This window comes from Actinosynnema sp. NPDC020468 (genome assembly GCF_040642015.1).
GTDB lineage: Bacteria > Actinomycetota > Actinomycetes > Mycobacteriales > Pseudonocardiaceae > Actinosynnema.
This window is the reverse complement of the sequence record NZ_JBFAEO010000001.1, coordinates 256901-272541: the sequence shown is the minus strand read 5'-3', so window position 1 is coordinate 272541 and position 15641 is coordinate 256901. Positions and strand designations below refer to the sequence as shown.

General features: G+C 72.6%; 10 protein-coding genes and 1 pseudogene. 4 read left to right on the top strand and 7 right to left on the bottom strand.

Translation table 11 applies throughout. From position 1 onward, the window contains the following. Position 1: 1 nt before the first annotated feature. On the bottom strand, positions 2-655 hold the full coding sequence (locus AB0G50_RS01280; protein WP_360100745.1) for an HNH endonuclease: 654 nt from the start codon (positions 653-655) through the stop codon (positions 2-4). Positions 656-807: 152 nt separating this feature from the next. Here AB0G50_RS01280 and AB0G50_RS01275 point away from each other — a divergent pair, with 152 nt between their 5' ends. The 4 genes from AB0G50_RS01275 to AB0G50_RS01260 all read left to right on the top strand — a co-directional run bounded on the left by AB0G50_RS01275 (position 808) and on the right by AB0G50_RS01260 (position 5959). Continuing rightward, a complete protein-coding gene (locus AB0G50_RS01275; protein ID WP_360100742.1) occupies positions 808-2904 on the top strand; it encodes a prolyl oligopeptidase family serine peptidase in 2097 nt (698 codons plus the stop codon). Positions 2905-2938: 34 nt separating this feature from the next. Continuing rightward, a complete protein-coding gene (locus AB0G50_RS01270; protein WP_360101262.1) occupies positions 2939-3805 on the top strand; it encodes a mechanosensitive ion channel family protein in 867 nt (288 codons plus the stop codon). 117 nt (positions 3806-3922) lie between these two features. Then, complete coding sequence (locus tag AB0G50_RS01265) at positions 3923-4306, top strand: globin (RefSeq protein ID WP_360100739.1); 384 nt, start codon at positions 3923-3925, stop codon at positions 4304-4306. A gap of 57 nt (positions 4307-4363) precedes the next feature. Then, positions 4364-5959 carry a glycoside hydrolase family 13 protein gene (locus AB0G50_RS01260; RefSeq protein ID WP_360100736.1) on the top strand — a complete coding sequence of 532 codons (1596 nt, stop codon included), beginning with the start codon at positions 4364-4366 and terminating at the stop codon, positions 5957-5959. 15 nt (positions 5960-5974) lie between these two features. On the opposite strand, the gene AB0G50_RS01255 is transcribed toward AB0G50_RS01260, so the two are convergent. The 6 genes and pseudogenes from AB0G50_RS01255 to AB0G50_RS01230 form a co-directional block, all read right to left on the bottom strand. Then, positions 5975-6601 carry a hypothetical protein gene (locus AB0G50_RS01255; RefSeq protein ID WP_360100733.1) on the bottom strand — a complete coding sequence of 209 codons (627 nt, stop codon included), beginning with the start codon at positions 6599-6601 and terminating at the stop codon, positions 5975-5977. Beyond that, positions 6594-7025 (bottom strand): thioesterase family protein, encoded by a 432-nt coding sequence (locus AB0G50_RS01250; RefSeq protein WP_360100730.1) that lies wholly within the window; start codon positions 7023-7025, stop codon positions 6594-6596. Before AB0G50_RS01250 ends, AB0G50_RS01255 begins: the two co-directional genes overlap by 8 nt. A gap of 50 nt (positions 7026-7075) precedes the next feature. After that, positions 7076-7993, bottom strand: a complete 918-nt coding sequence (locus AB0G50_RS01245; protein WP_360100727.1) for a crosslink repair DNA glycosylase YcaQ family protein — start codon at positions 7991-7993, stop codon at positions 7076-7078. Next, the gene (locus AB0G50_RS01240; protein ID WP_360100724.1) at positions 7990-8979 is read right to left on the bottom strand and encodes a LacI family DNA-binding transcriptional regulator; all 990 of its coding nucleotides are present in this window, start codon (positions 8977-8979) and stop codon (positions 7990-7992) included. Before AB0G50_RS01240 ends, AB0G50_RS01245 begins: the two co-directional genes overlap by 4 nt. 267 nt (positions 8980-9246) lie before the next feature. Beyond that, the gene (locus AB0G50_RS01235; protein ID WP_360100721.1) at positions 9247-14211 is read right to left on the bottom strand and encodes an NAD-glutamate dehydrogenase; all 4965 of its coding nucleotides are present in this window, start codon (positions 14209-14211) and stop codon (positions 9247-9249) included. Positions 14212-14420: 209 nt separating this feature from the next. After that, positions 14421-15641 (bottom strand): annotated as a pseudogene (locus AB0G50_RS01230) (hypothetical protein); the annotation flags it as partial.

Here is a 15641-nt window from a genome sequence, read left to right as displayed (position 1 = left end):
GTCAGGCGGCGGGCTCGCCCAGGTAGGGCAGCCACAGCGGGTCGGCCTCGGTCACGCCCGCGAGCAGCCGCCAGTGCGGCCCTCGGGGCGCGTTCGGCACGACGCGCAGGCGCCAGCCCAGTTCGGACAGCAGCTTGTCGGCCTTGCGGTGGTTGCACTTCGCGCAACACGCCACGCAGTTGGTCCACGTGTGGGGACCACCGCGACTGCGCGGCACCACGTGGTCGATGGTCTCGGCGCGACCTCCGCAGTACGCGCAGCGGTACCGGTCGCGGTGCATCAACCCGGCGCGGGTCAGCGGGACCCGACCGCGGTACGGCACGCGCACGTAGTTGCTCAACCTGATCACGGACGGCACGACCACCTGTGCCGTCGAGGAGTGGACGACCGACCCGTCCGGGTCGCCGTGCACCACCTCGGCTTTGCCGCACACCACGAGCACGACCGCGCGGCGCAGGGGCAGCGCGGTCAGGGGTTCGAACGTGGCGTTCAGCAGCAGGACCTTGCGTCTTCCCCACGGCAGGACCAGTGCCTGACCGGTCCCTTCCCCGTCCACCACGGTGTGCACACCGGGCTGTTTTTGGCCGGACGGGGCCAACGGCGCGAGCCCGGCGTTCACCAGGGCGCCGATCGGGGTGGGTTGTCGGTCTGGCACGCGACCACCTCCACCGGTTCAGCCATAGCAGACCACAGAACACCCCCAAAAATCACCTGTGATAGCGGACGCGTCGCGGACTCGACGCCGAATCCTGGGTGAACTGCGGCCTATCGGACATCGTTTTCATCAGTGGCGGTACCCTCGGCCGGGTGACCGAGCCTTCCCGCGCAGCGCTGCCTGCGACGACCAGCTACCCGCCCGCCGAACGGCTCGACCTCGTCGAGGACCTGCACGGGCACGCGGTGGCCGATCCGTACCGCGCCCTGGAGGACCCCGAGGACCCCTCGACGCGCGCGTGGTCGCGGGCGCAGGACGACCTCGCCCGGTCGTGGCTCGACGCGCTGCCCGGCCGTTCCGCCCTCGGCGAACGGCTGACCGAGCTCACCGGCACCGGGTCCGTGAGCGCGCCGACGTGGCGCGCCGGCCGGTCGTTCCACACCCGCCGCGACCCCGACCGGGACTTCCCCGTGCTCTACGTGCGCGAGCCCGACGGCGTGGAGCGGGTGCTGCTGGACGTCGCCGCGCTCGACCCCTCCGGGCGGACCACGCTCGACCGCTGGGCGCCGTCCAAGGAGGGCGACCTGCTCGCCTACCAGGTGTCGGTGGGCGGCGACGAGCACTCGTTGCTGCACGTGCTGGACGTGACCACCGGCGAGGTGGTCGAGGGCCCGATCGACCGCTGCCGGTACTCGCCCGTCGCCTGGCTGCCCGGCGGCGAGGAGTTCTTCTACGTGCGCCGGGTCGACCCCGCGCTGGTGCCCGAGGACGAGCGGCAGTTCCACCGGCGGGTGTGGCGGCACCGGGTGGGCGCGGACCCGGCGACCGACGTGAACGTGCACGGCGACGGGTTGGACCACACCTACTACTACGGCGTGTCGGTGTCCGCCGACGGCCGGTGGCTGCTGGTCAACGGCGCGCCCGGGACCGTGCGGCGGGACTCGGTGTGGATCGCGGACCTGCACGGGTCCGGCGTGCTGGAGCCGGTGATCACCGCCGAGCAGGGCGCGCAGTGCTCGGCCCGGGTCGCCGAGGACGGCCGGCTCTACCTGCGGACCAGCCTCGACGCGCCGCGGTTCCGGCTGTGCGTCGCCGACCCGACGGCGCCGCGGGACTGGACCGAACTGGTGCCCGAGGACCCCGACGCGGTGCTCGACGCGGCCGTGCCGCTGGACGACGCGCTCGTCGTGCTGCGGACCCGGCACGCGGTGTCAGAGCTGGCGCTGCACGGGCTCGACGGCGCGCCGCGGGGCGCGATCCCGCTGCCCGGCACCGGGTCCGTGCACGGTCTGTCCACTGTGGACGCCCGCACCGAGGCCGACCGGGACGTGCTGTGGTTCGGCTGGTCGGACTTCACCACGCCGCTGTCGGTGTACCGGTTCTCCACCGCGGACCGGGAACTCCGGCTGCACGCGGCCGCGCCCGGCGCGGTGACCCTGCCCGAGGTGTCCACCCGGCAGGTCGCCTACACCTCGGCCGACGGCACGACGGTGCGGATGTTCGTCGTCTCCGGCGCGGCCGACCCCGACCTGCCGCGGCCCGCGCTGCTCACCGGGTACGGCGGCTTCGGCGTCGGCCGCGGTCCCGGCTACTCGGCGTCCACCCTCGCGTGGGTCGAGGCCGGCGGGGTCTGGGCGCACGCGTCGCTGCGCGGCGGCGACGAGGAGGGCGAGCAGTGGCACCAGGCCGGTCGGCGCGAGCGCAAGCAGAACGTGTTCGACGACTTCCACGCCGCCGCCGAGAAGCTGATCTCCGACGGGTGGACCACGCCGGAGCAGCTGTCGATCACCGGCGGGTCCAACGGCGGCCTGCTCGTCGGCGCCGCGCTGACCCAGCGCCCGGAGCTGTACGCGGCCGTGGTGTGCTCGGCGCCACTGCTGGACATGGCGCGGTACGAGAACTTCCTGCTCGGGCGGCTGTGGGCGGACGAGTACGGCAGCGCGTCGGTGCCCGAGGAGCTGGGTTGGCTGCTCTCCTACTCCCCGTACCACCGGGTGCGCGAAGGCGTTGAGTACCCTTCGGTGCTGTTCACGGTGTTCGAGTCGGACAGTCGCGTGGATCCGAACCACGCCCGCAAGATGTGCGCCGCGCTACAGCACGCGACGGCGAGCGATCCGACGAAGCACCCCGTGCTGCTCCGCCGGGAGACCGAGGTGGGGCACGCCGGGAGATCGGTGAGCCGGTCGGTCGGGCTCGCGGTGGACCAACTGGCCTTCCTGGCCTGGGCGACCGGTCTGGAGATCCGTTAGGAGTTGAGTGGTGGACGTGAAGTCGACGCTCGCCGTGTCGTGGTGGGTGGAGAACGGACCGAAGATCGCCGAGGGCGCGCTCCGCATCGCGCTCACGCTGCTGATCGCGGTGGTGGTCCGGTTCCTGCTGCGCCGGCTGATCGACCGACTGACCCGCGGCTCGTCGGAGAAGCGCAAGCCCGGGATCCTGCGGCCGTTGCGCGAGCGCGCGCCGCAGGCCCTGGGCGCGCTGGTGTCCGAACGCCGCGAGCAGCGCGCACGGACCATCGGCTCGGTGCTGAAGTCCGTGGTCACGTTCGTGGTGTTCGGGATCGCGTTCATCCAGGTGCTCACCGAGCTGGGGATGAACGTGGCCCCGATCCTCACCTCGGCGGGCATCCTCGGCGTCGCCATCGGGTTCGGCGCGCAGAACCTGGTCAAGGACTTCCTGTCCGGCATGTTCATGATGCTGGAGGACCAGTACGGCGTCGGTGACGTGGTCGACCTCGGCCCGGCCACCGGCACGGTCGAGTCGGTGGGCCTGCGCATCACCACGATCCGCGACACCAACGGCACCGTCTGGTACGTGCGCAACGGCGAGATCCTGCGGGTGGGCAACTCCTCGCAGGGCTTCGCGATCGCCGTGGTCGACCTGCCGCTGGCCTACGGCGCGAACCTGCCCGAGGCCTCCGCCGCGCTGTCCGCCGCCGTGACCGAGGCGGTGGAGGAGGAACTGCTCGCCGCCGACGTGATCGACAAGCCGGACGTGCTGGGTGTGGAGAAGGTCACCCCCGAGGGCATCACCATGCGCGTGACGGTGAAGGTGCGGCCCGGCCGGCAGTGGGCCGTGCAGCGCGCGCTGCGGGCCAAGCTCATGCCGGCGCTGGACGAAGCGGGCATCACCGTCAAATCCACCACGTAGCGCCCGGGTCGCGCCCCCCGGTCGGGCGAGTCGTCCACTCCGGTCGGTTGTGGCCGGTTCGCCGCATTCGGACCACCGCCGGTCGACCGCCTCCGGGCGGCAGGGCAGGATGATGGCGTGACCACTCCGGAGAACTTCTACGAAGCGGTGGGCGGCTACGAGACGTTCCACCGGATCGTCGCCCGCTTCTACGAAGAGGTCGCCACCGACGCCATCCTGCGGCCGCTCTACCCCGAGGAGGACCTCGGGCCCGCCGAGGAGCGGTTCCGGCTGTTCCTGATGCAGTACTGGGGCGGCCCGCACACGTACTCCGACCAGCGGGGGCACCCCCGGCTGCGGATGCGGCACGCGCCGTTCGTCATCGGGCCGGTCGAGCGGGACGCCTGGTTGCGGTGCATGCGGATCGCGGTCGACTCCGTCGAGCTGTCCGACGAGCACCGCGCGCAACTGTGGGCGTACCTGGAGATGGCCGCGAACAGCCTCATGAACGCGTGGGCCTGATCGTTGATCACCCGAACGGGGCTTCGGCTGTCCGAGCGAATGGCAGGATGACTCAACGTGCGACGATCCTCCGACCTCCAACCAGAGATCGCCGACGAGTCCGCCTGGTGGCGTGACGCCGTCTTCTACCAGGTCTACGTGCGCTCGTTCGCCGACGCGAACGGCGACGGCGTCGGCGACCTGGACGGCATCCGCTCCCGGCTCGGCTACCTGGAGCTGCTGGGGGTCGACGCGCTGTGGCTGACACCGTTCTACACCTCGCCGATGGCCGACCACGGCTACGACGTGGCCGACCCGCGCGACGTGGACCCGCTGTTCGGTGACCTGGCCGCGTTCGACCGGCTGGTCGAGGAGGCGCACCGGCACAACCTGAAGGTCACCGTCGACCTCGTGCCGAACCACACCAGCGACCGCCACGAGTGGTTCCGGCAGGCGCTGCGGTCCGCGCCGGGCAGCCCCGAGCGCGGCCGGTACGTGTTCCGCGACGGCCGCGGCTTCGACGGCTCGCAGCCGCCCAACAACTGGCCGAGCGTGTTCGGCGGGCCCGCGTGGACCCGGCTGCCCGACGGCCAGTGGTACCTGCACCTGTTCGCGCCCGAGCAGCCGGACCTGAACTGGGACAACCCCGAGGTGCCAGCCGACCTCGCGCGCACGCTGCGGTTCTGGCTGGACCGGGGCGTCGACGGGTTCCGGGTCGACGTGGCGCACGGCATGGCCAAGCCCGCCGGGCTGCCCGACCTCGACCCGCGCGCCGAACTGGGCGCCGGTGTGCTGCACGACAACGCGCTGGACCCGAGGTTCGACGACGACGGCGTGCACGAGGTGCACCGGATGATCCGCAAGGTGGTGGACGAGTACCCGGGTCGGATGGCCGTCGGCGAGATCTGGGTCAAGGACGACGAGCGGTTCGCCCGCTACCTCCGGCCCGACGAGCTGCACCTGGGCTTCAACTTCCGGCTGGTCGAGGCGCCGTTCGACGCGGACGCGGTGCGCACCGCGATCGACCACTCGCTCGCGGCGGTGCGCACCCAGGGCGCGCCGGCGACTTGGACGCTGTCCAACCACGACGTGCCGCGGCACGTGACGCGGTACGGCGGCGGCGCGCTCGGGCTCAAGCGGGCGCGGGCGATGGCGCTGGTCGAGCTGGCCCTGCCGGGCGTGGTCTACCTGTACAACGGCGAGGAACTGGGCCTGCCGAACGTGGAACTGCCGGACTGGGCGTTGCAGGACCCGATCTGGCAGCGGTCCGGGCACACCACGCGCGGTCGCGACGGGTGCCGCGTCCCGCTGCCCTGGGAGGGCGACACCCCGCCGTTCGGGTTCTCCGCGAGCCCCGGCACGTGGCTGCCGCAGCCGAACGAGTGGGCGGGGTCGACCGCCGAGTCCCAGCTGGAGGACCCGGAGTCGATGCTGTCGCTCTACCGGCACGCCCTGGAGCTGCGCAAGACGCACCCGTCGATGCGCGGCGTCGAACTGGAGTGGTACGGCGCGCCGGCCGGGTGCTTCGCGTTCCGGCGCAAGGGCGGCGGGCTGATCTGCGCGCTCAACACGTCGGGCGGGCCCGTGCCGCTGCCACCGGGTGAGGCCGTGCTGAGCAGCGGGCCGCTGGACGGTGCCCAGTTGCCGCCCGACACGGCCGTCTGGCTGGTCTGACCGACCCCGGCCGGGTCACACCAGCAGCGGCAGCATGGAGTGCCGGCGGCGGACCACCGCGCCGTAGCGGGCGTCGATGCGCAGCCACGAGTCGGTGGCCGTGACGCGGACGTCGTCGCCGGCCAGGAAACCCATGCCGGACAAGGCGAACAGGCAGCGCAGCGGCACCTTCACGTCCAGCCCCGAACCGCTGACCGTGAGCACGGTCTGGTCGAGCAGCGACGCGGGCGGGGTGCCGTGCGGGCCGGTGTTCTCCCGCGCCACCGCCACGCCCTGGTCGGCCAACTCCGCGATCACGTCGCCGGGCAGCCGGTCCACCGGCAGCCACCCCGTCGTGGGCGGCAGCGCCGAGCGCCACAGCAGGTCGCGGACCGGGCCCGGGTCGACCGTGTCGCTGCGCACCACCGCGAGGCCGGTGAGCAGGTCGCCGCCGGACACCGTCACGTCGCCCGGCGTCACGACACCGCGCACCGTCCGGGTGGCGAGCGTGTCGAACGGGGTCGCGACCCAGGCGTCCAGCAGGTCGCCCGACGCGCGGTTGCGCAGCCGGACCGCGACCTGCGCGTCCAGCCGGACCGCGCGCGCCACGAAGGCGCCGAGGTCGTCCCGCTCGGCGGGATCAGCGAGGACCAGTTCAGCCACCGTTACCTCCGGCACGCCAGCCCGCGAGGAAGTCGCGCTCGGCCTCGAGAAGACGGCGCGGACGTCCGGCCGTCAGGTTGTAGGGCACCATAAGGGTTTCCGCGGTCGCGACGACAGGACTGCCGTCCAGCCGGCCGTTGCGCACCGCGTAGACGAGCGTGAACGACGCGGACTTCAACTCCCGCACCGACATCTCCACCACGATCTCCGCGCCGGTGAACACCAGCGGCGAGAGGTAGTCCACGACGAGCCTGGCCACCACGACACCGTGTGCCATGTCCGCCACCCCGTGCCGCGCGGCCTCGGTGAACAGCAGGTCGACGCGCGCCTCTTCCAGCAGTGTCACCGTGTTCGCGTGGTTGACGTGGCCGAAGGCGTCCATGTCCGACCAGCGCGGTCGGACACCAGTGACGAACACACCCAACTGACAGCGCCTCCTGCGATCGATCCGGTGACGGTGACCCTATCGACGTGCTACACCCAGGTTAAGTCCGCGTCCAGCCCGAGGAAGACACCCAGGTCGGAGACTTCGCCGGACACGTCGGGTCGCGCGCCGAACGGCTCCACCCGGAAGACGCGCCCGTCCCGCCGCCAGGTTGCCACGACCCGGCCGTCGACCAGCACGTGGGGTGTGAGGAAGCCGCCACCGGTCTGCACCCGCTTCGCGAACGCCGGGTCCAGCAGCGCCGACCGGTCCCGGTAGCCGAGCAGGAACGGGTCGAAGTGGCCGAGCATCCGCACCGTCCCATCAGGTGGGAAATCCTCGGCCGCGAGATCGGGCAGGTCCCGGGCCGTCCGCTTCGGCAGGCCGCTCCACGCCACGAAGTCGTCCGGCGTCGCCGGGCCGTAGGCACGCCGGTAGCGCCGCCACAGCTCGTCCACACCGCGCGGCTCCGGCAGGTCGGGCAGCAGCGCGTAGGTGTCGTCCAGGCCGCGGCTCAGCACGCCGGAGAACGCCGCGTACGCCATCAGGTGCGCGGGCGCCTGGGTCGACGCGTCGACCACCACGCCGACCTCGGCCAGCCGGGCCACCACCGCCGCGCGGTCCAGCGGTCCGGTCAGCACCTCGCGCAACGCGGGCAGGGCCCGGGCGCACAGCTCGTCGGCGAGGCCCAGCTGCGCGCGCCGGCGCCGGCCGGCCGCCCGGAACACCGGACCGAGCAGCGCCACCACCCACAGGTCCTCGACGGCCAGCAGGTGCAGCGTGCCGCGCATGGCCCACGTGCGCACCACCGGACCGGTCAGCTCCCGCACACCGCGCGCCCGTGCGGCCAGCCGGAGCGCCGGCACGTCCTGCGCCTGCAACGCGACCACGTCGGCGAGCAGCGACGCGAGGTCCTCGGCCGGGCGGGACAGCCGTTGCGCGGCCATCCGGGCCGCCGGGACCGTCACCGGCACCGCGCGCCGGTCGAGCCGCGCACCACGAGTTCGGGCCGGAACACGAACTCGGCGTGCGGCGCGGGCGTACCGGCGATCTCCTCCAGCAGCGCGTGCACGGCGGCCTGGCCCATCGCCTCCACCGGTTGCCGGATGGTCGTCAGCGGCGGGTCGGCGAACACCAGCAGCGGCGAGTCGTCGAACCCGACCACGGACACGTCGCGCGGCACCGCCAAACCCCGCTCGCGGGCCGCCCGGACCGCCCCGAACGCCATCAGGTCGCTGCCGCACACGACGGCCGTGCAGCCGCGGTCCAGCAGCGCGCCGGCCGCCGCGTGACCGCCCTCGACGGTGAACAGCGAGTGCTCGACGGACGTCGCGTCGCCGCGGGCCAGCACGAAACCCTCGACCATCCGCCGGGCGGGCACGAACCGGGGCGGACCCACCGCCAGCCCGATCCGCTCGTGGCCGAGTTCGACCAGGTGGGAGAGGGCGAGCCGGACCGCGGCCCGGAAGTCCACCGACACGAACGGCGCCGACACCTCGTCGGTGTAGCCGTTCACCAGCACGAACGGCACCCCGCGCCCGGCCAGCTTCACGTACCGGTCCTTGTCGGCGGTCGTGTCGGCGTGCGCGCCGGACACGATCACGATCCCGGTCACGCCCCGGTCGAGCAGCATGTCGGTCAACTGGTCCTCGGTGGACCCGCCTGGCGTCTGCGTGCACAGCACCGGCGTGAACCCGTCCCTGGTCAGCACCTGCTCGACCACCTGGGCGAACGCCGGGAAGATCGGGTTGGTGAGCTCCGGGGTGATCAGGCCGACGAGCCCGGCGCTGCGCTGCCGGAGCCGGTGCGGGCGCTCGTAGCCGAGCACGTCCATCGCGGCGACCACGGCCTGGCGCGTCGTCGAGGAGACGCCCGGCTTCCCGTTGACCACCCGGCTGACCGTCGCCTCGCTCACGCCCGCCTGGTTCGCGATGTCACTGAGCCGCGCTGCCACACCGCGTGACTCTACGGCCGGCCACTGCCCGCCCACGTCGACACCACGACCACGCGTCGCGCGGGCCGGGTGCGCGGGTCGTGCAGGTGGGGTGCGCAAGTCGTGCGGGCGGGGTGCGCCGGACGTGCGGGTCGGGCACGTCGGCCGTGCGGGCCGGGTGCGCGGGTCGGGTGGTCGGGCTGCCCGCGTCGGGTGCGTCGGCGGTGCCCCCGGACGCCACGAGGGCGGGTCCCGACGTGCTCCGGGACCCGCCCTCGTGGCGCGCGACTAGCGGATCATGCTCCGGACCTGGCGGGCCGCCACGGACAGCGTGGCCAGGTCGAGTCGGCTCACCCGGTTGATCTCGGCCAGCGCGGCGCGCGCGCGGCCGAGGCGGGAGGCGTTGGTCTGCTCCCACTGGGCGATCTTGACCTCGGCCGGGTCACCCGGGTCGCTCGTGCGCAGCACGTCCACCGTGATCGACCGCAGCGACGAGTAGAAGTCGTCCCGCAGCGCCAACCGCGCCAGTGCGTGCCACCGGTTCCCGCGCTCCAGCTCGGACACCGAGCTGAGCATCCGGTCCGCGTCCAGGTGCTCGGACAGCGCGAAGTACAGCTCGGCCGTCTCCACGTGGGTCCGCTCGGCCGCGCCCAGCGCGTGGCCCTCCTCGCGCTCGGCCAGCTCCGCGATCTCGGTCACGTCCAGCAGGCCGTAGCTGAACAGCAGCGAGGCCACCCGCCGCGCCAGGTCCTCCGGCACGCCGTGCGCGGTCAGCTTCGCGGTGTGCGCGACCACCGACTCCTTGTCGTGGCCCTGGAGGAAGTCCGACGTGCGCGGCGCCAGTTCCGCGACCACGCCCGCGAAGCGGCTGATCGTCGCGCCCACGGCCAGCGGCTGCGGGCGGTTGGTCAGCAGCCACCGCGACGCGCGGTCCAGCAGCCGGCGGGTTTCCAGCACCATGTCGTCCTGCACGGCCGTGGGCACCAGGGTGTCCAGCTCGCCGATCCGCCGCCACAGCGACGGCAGGTCGTAGATCGCCGTCACCACCGCGTAGGCGCGCACCGCGTCCGTCGCCGACGCGCTGATCTCCTCGGCCAGCCGGAACGCGTACGACAGGCCGCCGCCGTCCACCACCTCGTTGACCAGCACCGTGGTGATGATCTCGCGGGACAGCGGGTGGCCCGCGATCGCGTCGGCGAACCGGGAGCGCAGCTCGGTCGGGAAGTACTCCGGCAGCTTGCGCGCGATCACGTCGATCGACGGCAGGTCGCTCGCCAGCACCTCCTCCTTCAGCGCCAGCTTCACGTGCGCGAGCAGCGTCGCCAGCTCCGGCGAGGTCAAGCCCTCGCCCGCCTTCTCCAGCGCCTTGAACCCGGCGACGCCCGGCAGCGCCTCCAACGTCCGGTCCAGCACGCCGCGCTGCTCCAGGTCGGCCACCAGGCGCGCGTGCACCGACAGCATCGGCGCGGCGTGCGCGCGGGACACGCCCAGCACCGAGTTCTGCGAGTAGTTGTCGGCCAGCACCAGGTCGCCGACCTCGTCGGTCATCTGGCCGAGCAGCTCGGTGCGCTGGTCCTGGTCGAGCCCGCCCTCCCGGACCAGCTCGTCCAGCAGGATCTTGATGTTGACCTCGTGGTCGGAGCAGTCCACGCCCGCCGAGTTGTCCAGCGCGTCGGTGTTGACCTTGCCGTCCGCGCGGGCGAACTCGATCCGGCCGCGCTGGGTCAGGCCCAGGTTGCCGCCCTCGCCGACCACCTTGACCCGCAGGTCCGCGCCGTCCACCCGGATCGCGTCGTTGGCCTTGTCGCCGACCTCGACGTGCGTCTCGGTCGCGGCCTTCACGTAGGTGCCGATGCCGCCGTTCCACAGCAGGTCGACCGGCGCGAGCAGGATCGCCTTCATCAGCTCCTGCGGCGACAGCTTCGCGACGCCCTCCGGCAGGCCGAGCGCCTCCCGCACCTGCTCGCTGACCGGGATCGACTTGGCCGTGCGCGGCCACACGCCGCCGCCCTCGCCGATCAGCGCGCGGTCGTAGTCGTCCCACGACGAGCGCGGCAGCTCGAACAGCCGCTTGCGCTCGCGGAAACCGACCGCCGCGTCCGGGTTCGGGTCCAGGAACACGTGCCGGTGGTCGAACGCCGCCACCAGCCGGATGTGCTCGGACAGCAGCATCCCGTTGCCGAACACGTCACCCGACATGTCGCCGACACCCACCACGGTGAACTCCTCGGACTGGGTGTCCACGCCCAGTTCCCGGAAGTGCCGCTTCACGCTCTCCCACGCGCCCTTGGCGGTGATGCCCATGGCCTTGTGGTCGTAGCCGACCGAGCCGCCGGAGGCGAACGCGTCGCCCAGCCAGAAGCCGTAGGACTTCGACACCTCGTTCGCGATGTCGGAGAACGACGCGGTGCCCTTGTCCGCGGCCACCACCAGGTACGAGTCGTCGCCGTCGTGCCGCACCACCTGCGGCGCCGGCACCACGTTGCCCGAGTTCAGGTTGTCGGTCAGGTCCAGCAGGCCCGAGATGAACTGGCGGTAGCACGCGATGCCCTCGGCCAGGAACGCCTCGCGGTCCAGGCTCGGGTCGCCGGTGGGCGTCGGCGGCTTCTTCACCACGAACCCGCCCTTCGCGCCGACCGGCACGATGACCGCGTTCTTCACCGCCTGCGCCTTCACCAGACCCAGCACCTCGGTGCGGAAGTCCTCGCGCCGGTCGGACCAGCGCAACCCGCCGCGCGCCACCGGGCCGAACCGCAGGTGCACGCCCTCGATCCGGGGCGAGTACACGAAGATCTCGAACCGCGGCCGCGGTTGCGGCAGGTCCGGGATCTCCCTCGGATTCAGCTTCACCGCGAGGTACGGGCGCGGCCGGCCGTCGGCGTCGCGCACGAAGTAGTTCGTCCGCAGCGTCGCCTGCACCAGCGTCAGCAGGCTGCGCAGGATCCGGTCCGCGTCCAGGCTCGTCACGTCGTCGATCAGCGCGGCGATCTCGGTGACCAGGTGATCGGTCCGGGTCGCCCGGTGCTCGTCCTCGGCCGCCGGGTCGAACCGGGTCTCGAACAGCCGCACCAGCGCCCGCGCCACCTCGGTGTGGGCCAGGACGGCATCCTCGATGTAGTCCTGGCTGTACGGGGTGCCCGCCTGCCTCAGGTACTTGGCGTAGGCGCGCAGCATCGCCGCCTGCTGCCAGGTCAGGCCGGCGCGCAGCACGAGGGTGTTGAAGCCGTCCACCTCGGCCTCGCCGCGCCACGCCGCCGCGAACGCCTCCTGGAAGCGGGTCCGGACCGACTCCAGGTCCTCCTGCGACAACCGGTCCAGGGTCGCCTGGTCGATGCGCAGGCCGAAGTCGTAGATCCAGCGCTCGGAACCGTCGTCCAGCAGCTCGTAGGGCCGCTCGTCCACCACCACCACGCCCATGCGCTGCAACATCGGCAGCACGTCGGACAGGGTGATCCGCTCGCCGGACAGGAACAGCTTGAACCGCCGCTCGCCCGGGTCCGCGTCGCGCGGCACGTAGAACTGCATGTCCAGCTCGCCCGGACCGAGCGCGTCGACGCGCCGGAAGTCGGCCAGGCCCTCGGCCGCGGTGAAGTCCTCCTTGTAGGCCTCGGGGAACACCGCGGCGAACCGCAGGCCCTGCTCCGAGGAGGACTCCGTGCCGAGGCCGCCGTTCGCGCCGCCCTCGGACTGCTCGGTGAGCACCGCCTCGACCATCAGGTCGTCCCAGCTGCGCACGGCCTCGGCCAGGCGCTGCTGGATGCGCGCGGTGTCCGGCTCGACCAGCCTGCTCGGCTCGGTGTGCACGGTGAAGTGCACGCGCGCCAGGGCGGACTCGCCGACCCGGGCGCTATACTCCAGGTTCACGCCGTTCAGCTCGCCGATCAGGATCTCCTGCATCGCGAGCCGGGACGTCGTCGTGTAGCGGTCGCGCGGCAGGTACACCAGGCACGAGTAGAAGCGGCCGTACGGGTCGCGGCGCAGGAACAGCCGCAGCCGGCGGCGCTCGGCCAGCGCGATCACGCCGGTGACCGTGGCGTACAGGGTTTCCGCGTCGACCGAGAACAGCTCGGTGCGCGGGTAGTTCTGGATCACCTCGAGCATCCGCTGACCCGAGTACGAGTGCAGCGGGAAGCCGGCGCGGTGGATCACGTCGCGGACCCGGCGCGCGATCACCGGGATGTCCAGCACGTCCTCGTGCAGCGCGGTCGTGGAGAACACGCCGAGGAACCGGTGCTCGCCGGTCACCTCGCCGGCCGCGTCGAACGTCTTCACGCCCACGTAGAACGGGTAGACGCTGCGGTGCACGCTCGACTGGGCGCTGGCCTGGGTCAGCACCAGCAGTTCCGACGACAGCGCCTGCGCGCCCGCGTCCGGACCCGCGGTGAGGCTGCGCGCGGCCAGGCTGTCCTGCCGCAGCACGCCGAGGCCGGTGGCCAGCACCGCGCGCAGGGCGGGCTCGCCGTCGGTGGCCGGGTCGTCGCGGACGAGTTCGTACTGGCGGTAGCCGAGGAAGGTGAAGTGGTCGTCGGCGAGCCACCGCAGCAGCCGGGCGCCGTCCTCGACGTCGTCCTTCGGCAGCGTGCAGGGGTTCTCGGCCAGGTGGTCGGCCAGCGCGCGGGCGGTGCCCGTCATCCGGTCGGTGTCCTCGACGACCTCGCGGACGTCGTTGAGCACCGTGTGCAGCTTGGTCTCCAGCTCACGCGCCCGGTCCGGGTCGGTGAGGAGGTCGACCTCGATGTACATCCACGACTCGGCGAGCGTGCCCGAGGGCGGGTCGGCCGGGTCGGCGGTGGGCAGGACCTCCAGGAGCGCGCCGGTCACCGGGTCGCGGCGGACCACCACGATGGGGTGCACCACGCGCTGGACCTGGACGCCGCCCCGGGTCAGCTCGGAGGCGACCGAGTCGACCAGGTAGGGCATGTCGTCGGTGACGACCTGCACCACTGTCGCCGGGCAGGTCCAGCCGTCGTGGGCACGTGTGGGGTTGAGGATGCGCACGAGGGGACGACCGGGGACGCGGGTCTCGGCGAGCTGCTGGTTGGCGCGCACGGCGCCGACGAGGTCCACCGGGTCGTCGTCGATGACTTCCTCGGCGGGCACGTGCCGGTAGTACAACCGGATCAGCTCGGCCAGCTCGGGCGCATTGGCCGCGGCCCGTTCGATCAATTCGTCTCGTGCTTGTTCGGGACTGGCCGGTCGGGTCTCCGCATCGGGGCGGTTTCCGGAACGGGTCGGGGTTCCAGTCGAGGTCATGTTCAGGCGACTCCACACTATCCGGTACCTCTGTGTACCGGGTCCGCGCACCACTTAACCAGACTGGTGCCGGGCGGTCCGACGGCACCGGAGACTGAATCGAAAAACTTGCCGGAAAGTAGTGGTTTTCCCAGTCGTCGGACGATTTTTCCGGATGGCCGATCCACGGTTACCGGCAGGCAACCTCATTAAACTCCGGAATCGAATTCTCACGTTCCGGGCAAAGTCCAGGTGTCCACCCGGCGGAGGGGCGCGGTGGTCTCCTCGGCGCCCACCGGAACGATCGGCGCGGTGTCCCGCTCGTGCTCCGACGCGGCGGCCTCGTCCTCCCGCCGACCCGCCTCGTAGGCCACCAGGGCCTCGGCCAGGAGTTCGGCCAGGGACAGGTCGCTCTTGGGCCGCCGGGACGCCCGCGTGGCGCTGGGCGAGGCGGACGGCACGGGTGTCGGCTCCACGATCGGCGGCAGTTCGATCGACCGCCCGCCGACCACGACGGAGGTGACGAACGGCTCCTCACCGTCGTCCTCGACGTCGGCCGCGCCCAGGAAACCGGAACCCCGCACCGGCAGCCCACCGGGCGGCGTCTCCGGCCCACCCGGCTCGACGGGGAACGGCACCTGGTCCGGTTCCGGCACGTCCGGCACCTGGTCCGGCTCGGGCACCACCGGCACCGGGTCGGGTTCCGGCACCTGCGGCACGCTGTCCGCGACGGGCACCTCGACCTCGCGCGACACGGGCTTCATCGTCGGGAAGGGCGTGGGCGTGGGAAACGGCGTCAACTCCGCCTCGGGCCACCGCGCGCCGGGGGGCTCGACCTCGGGCACGACCCGGTGGTCCGCCGCCTCGTGGACCCGCCCACCGTCGAACGGCGCCGACTCGTGGTCGGTGCGCGACGCTTCTCCTCCCGGCGTCACGTCCACCGAGTGCGAGACGTCCGCGAAGCGCGAGACGTCCGCCGAGTACGAGACGTCCGCTGGACGCGAGACGTCCGCGGAGTGCGAGACGTCCGCCAGGAACGAGGCGTCCGCGGAGTGCGAGGCGAACCCGGCGGAAGCGGGTTGGGCCGGGATGCCGTGCGCGGGCTCGGGTTCGGGCGCCGCGGGGACGATCGGCGAGGTGTCGACGTCGGACACGGGGCTCGGGAAGTCGGCCGTCCACGAACGACCGGCGCCGACCTCCGCCGACCACCCCGCGCGCGGCACGTCGGGTTCACCCGCCGCCCACGCCGGGGTTTCGGACGGCACAACGGGTTCCGCCGCGGCCCACGCCGAAGCCTCCGCCGACGCGACCGGTTCGGTGGCCGCCCAGCTCGACGACTCCGCCGACTCGACAGGTCGGGCAGCGGACCACGACGAGGCCTGCTCCGGCACGACGGGTTCCGCACCCGACCACCCGGAGGGCTCCGCCGGCCCGGCAGGTTCGGCGCCCGA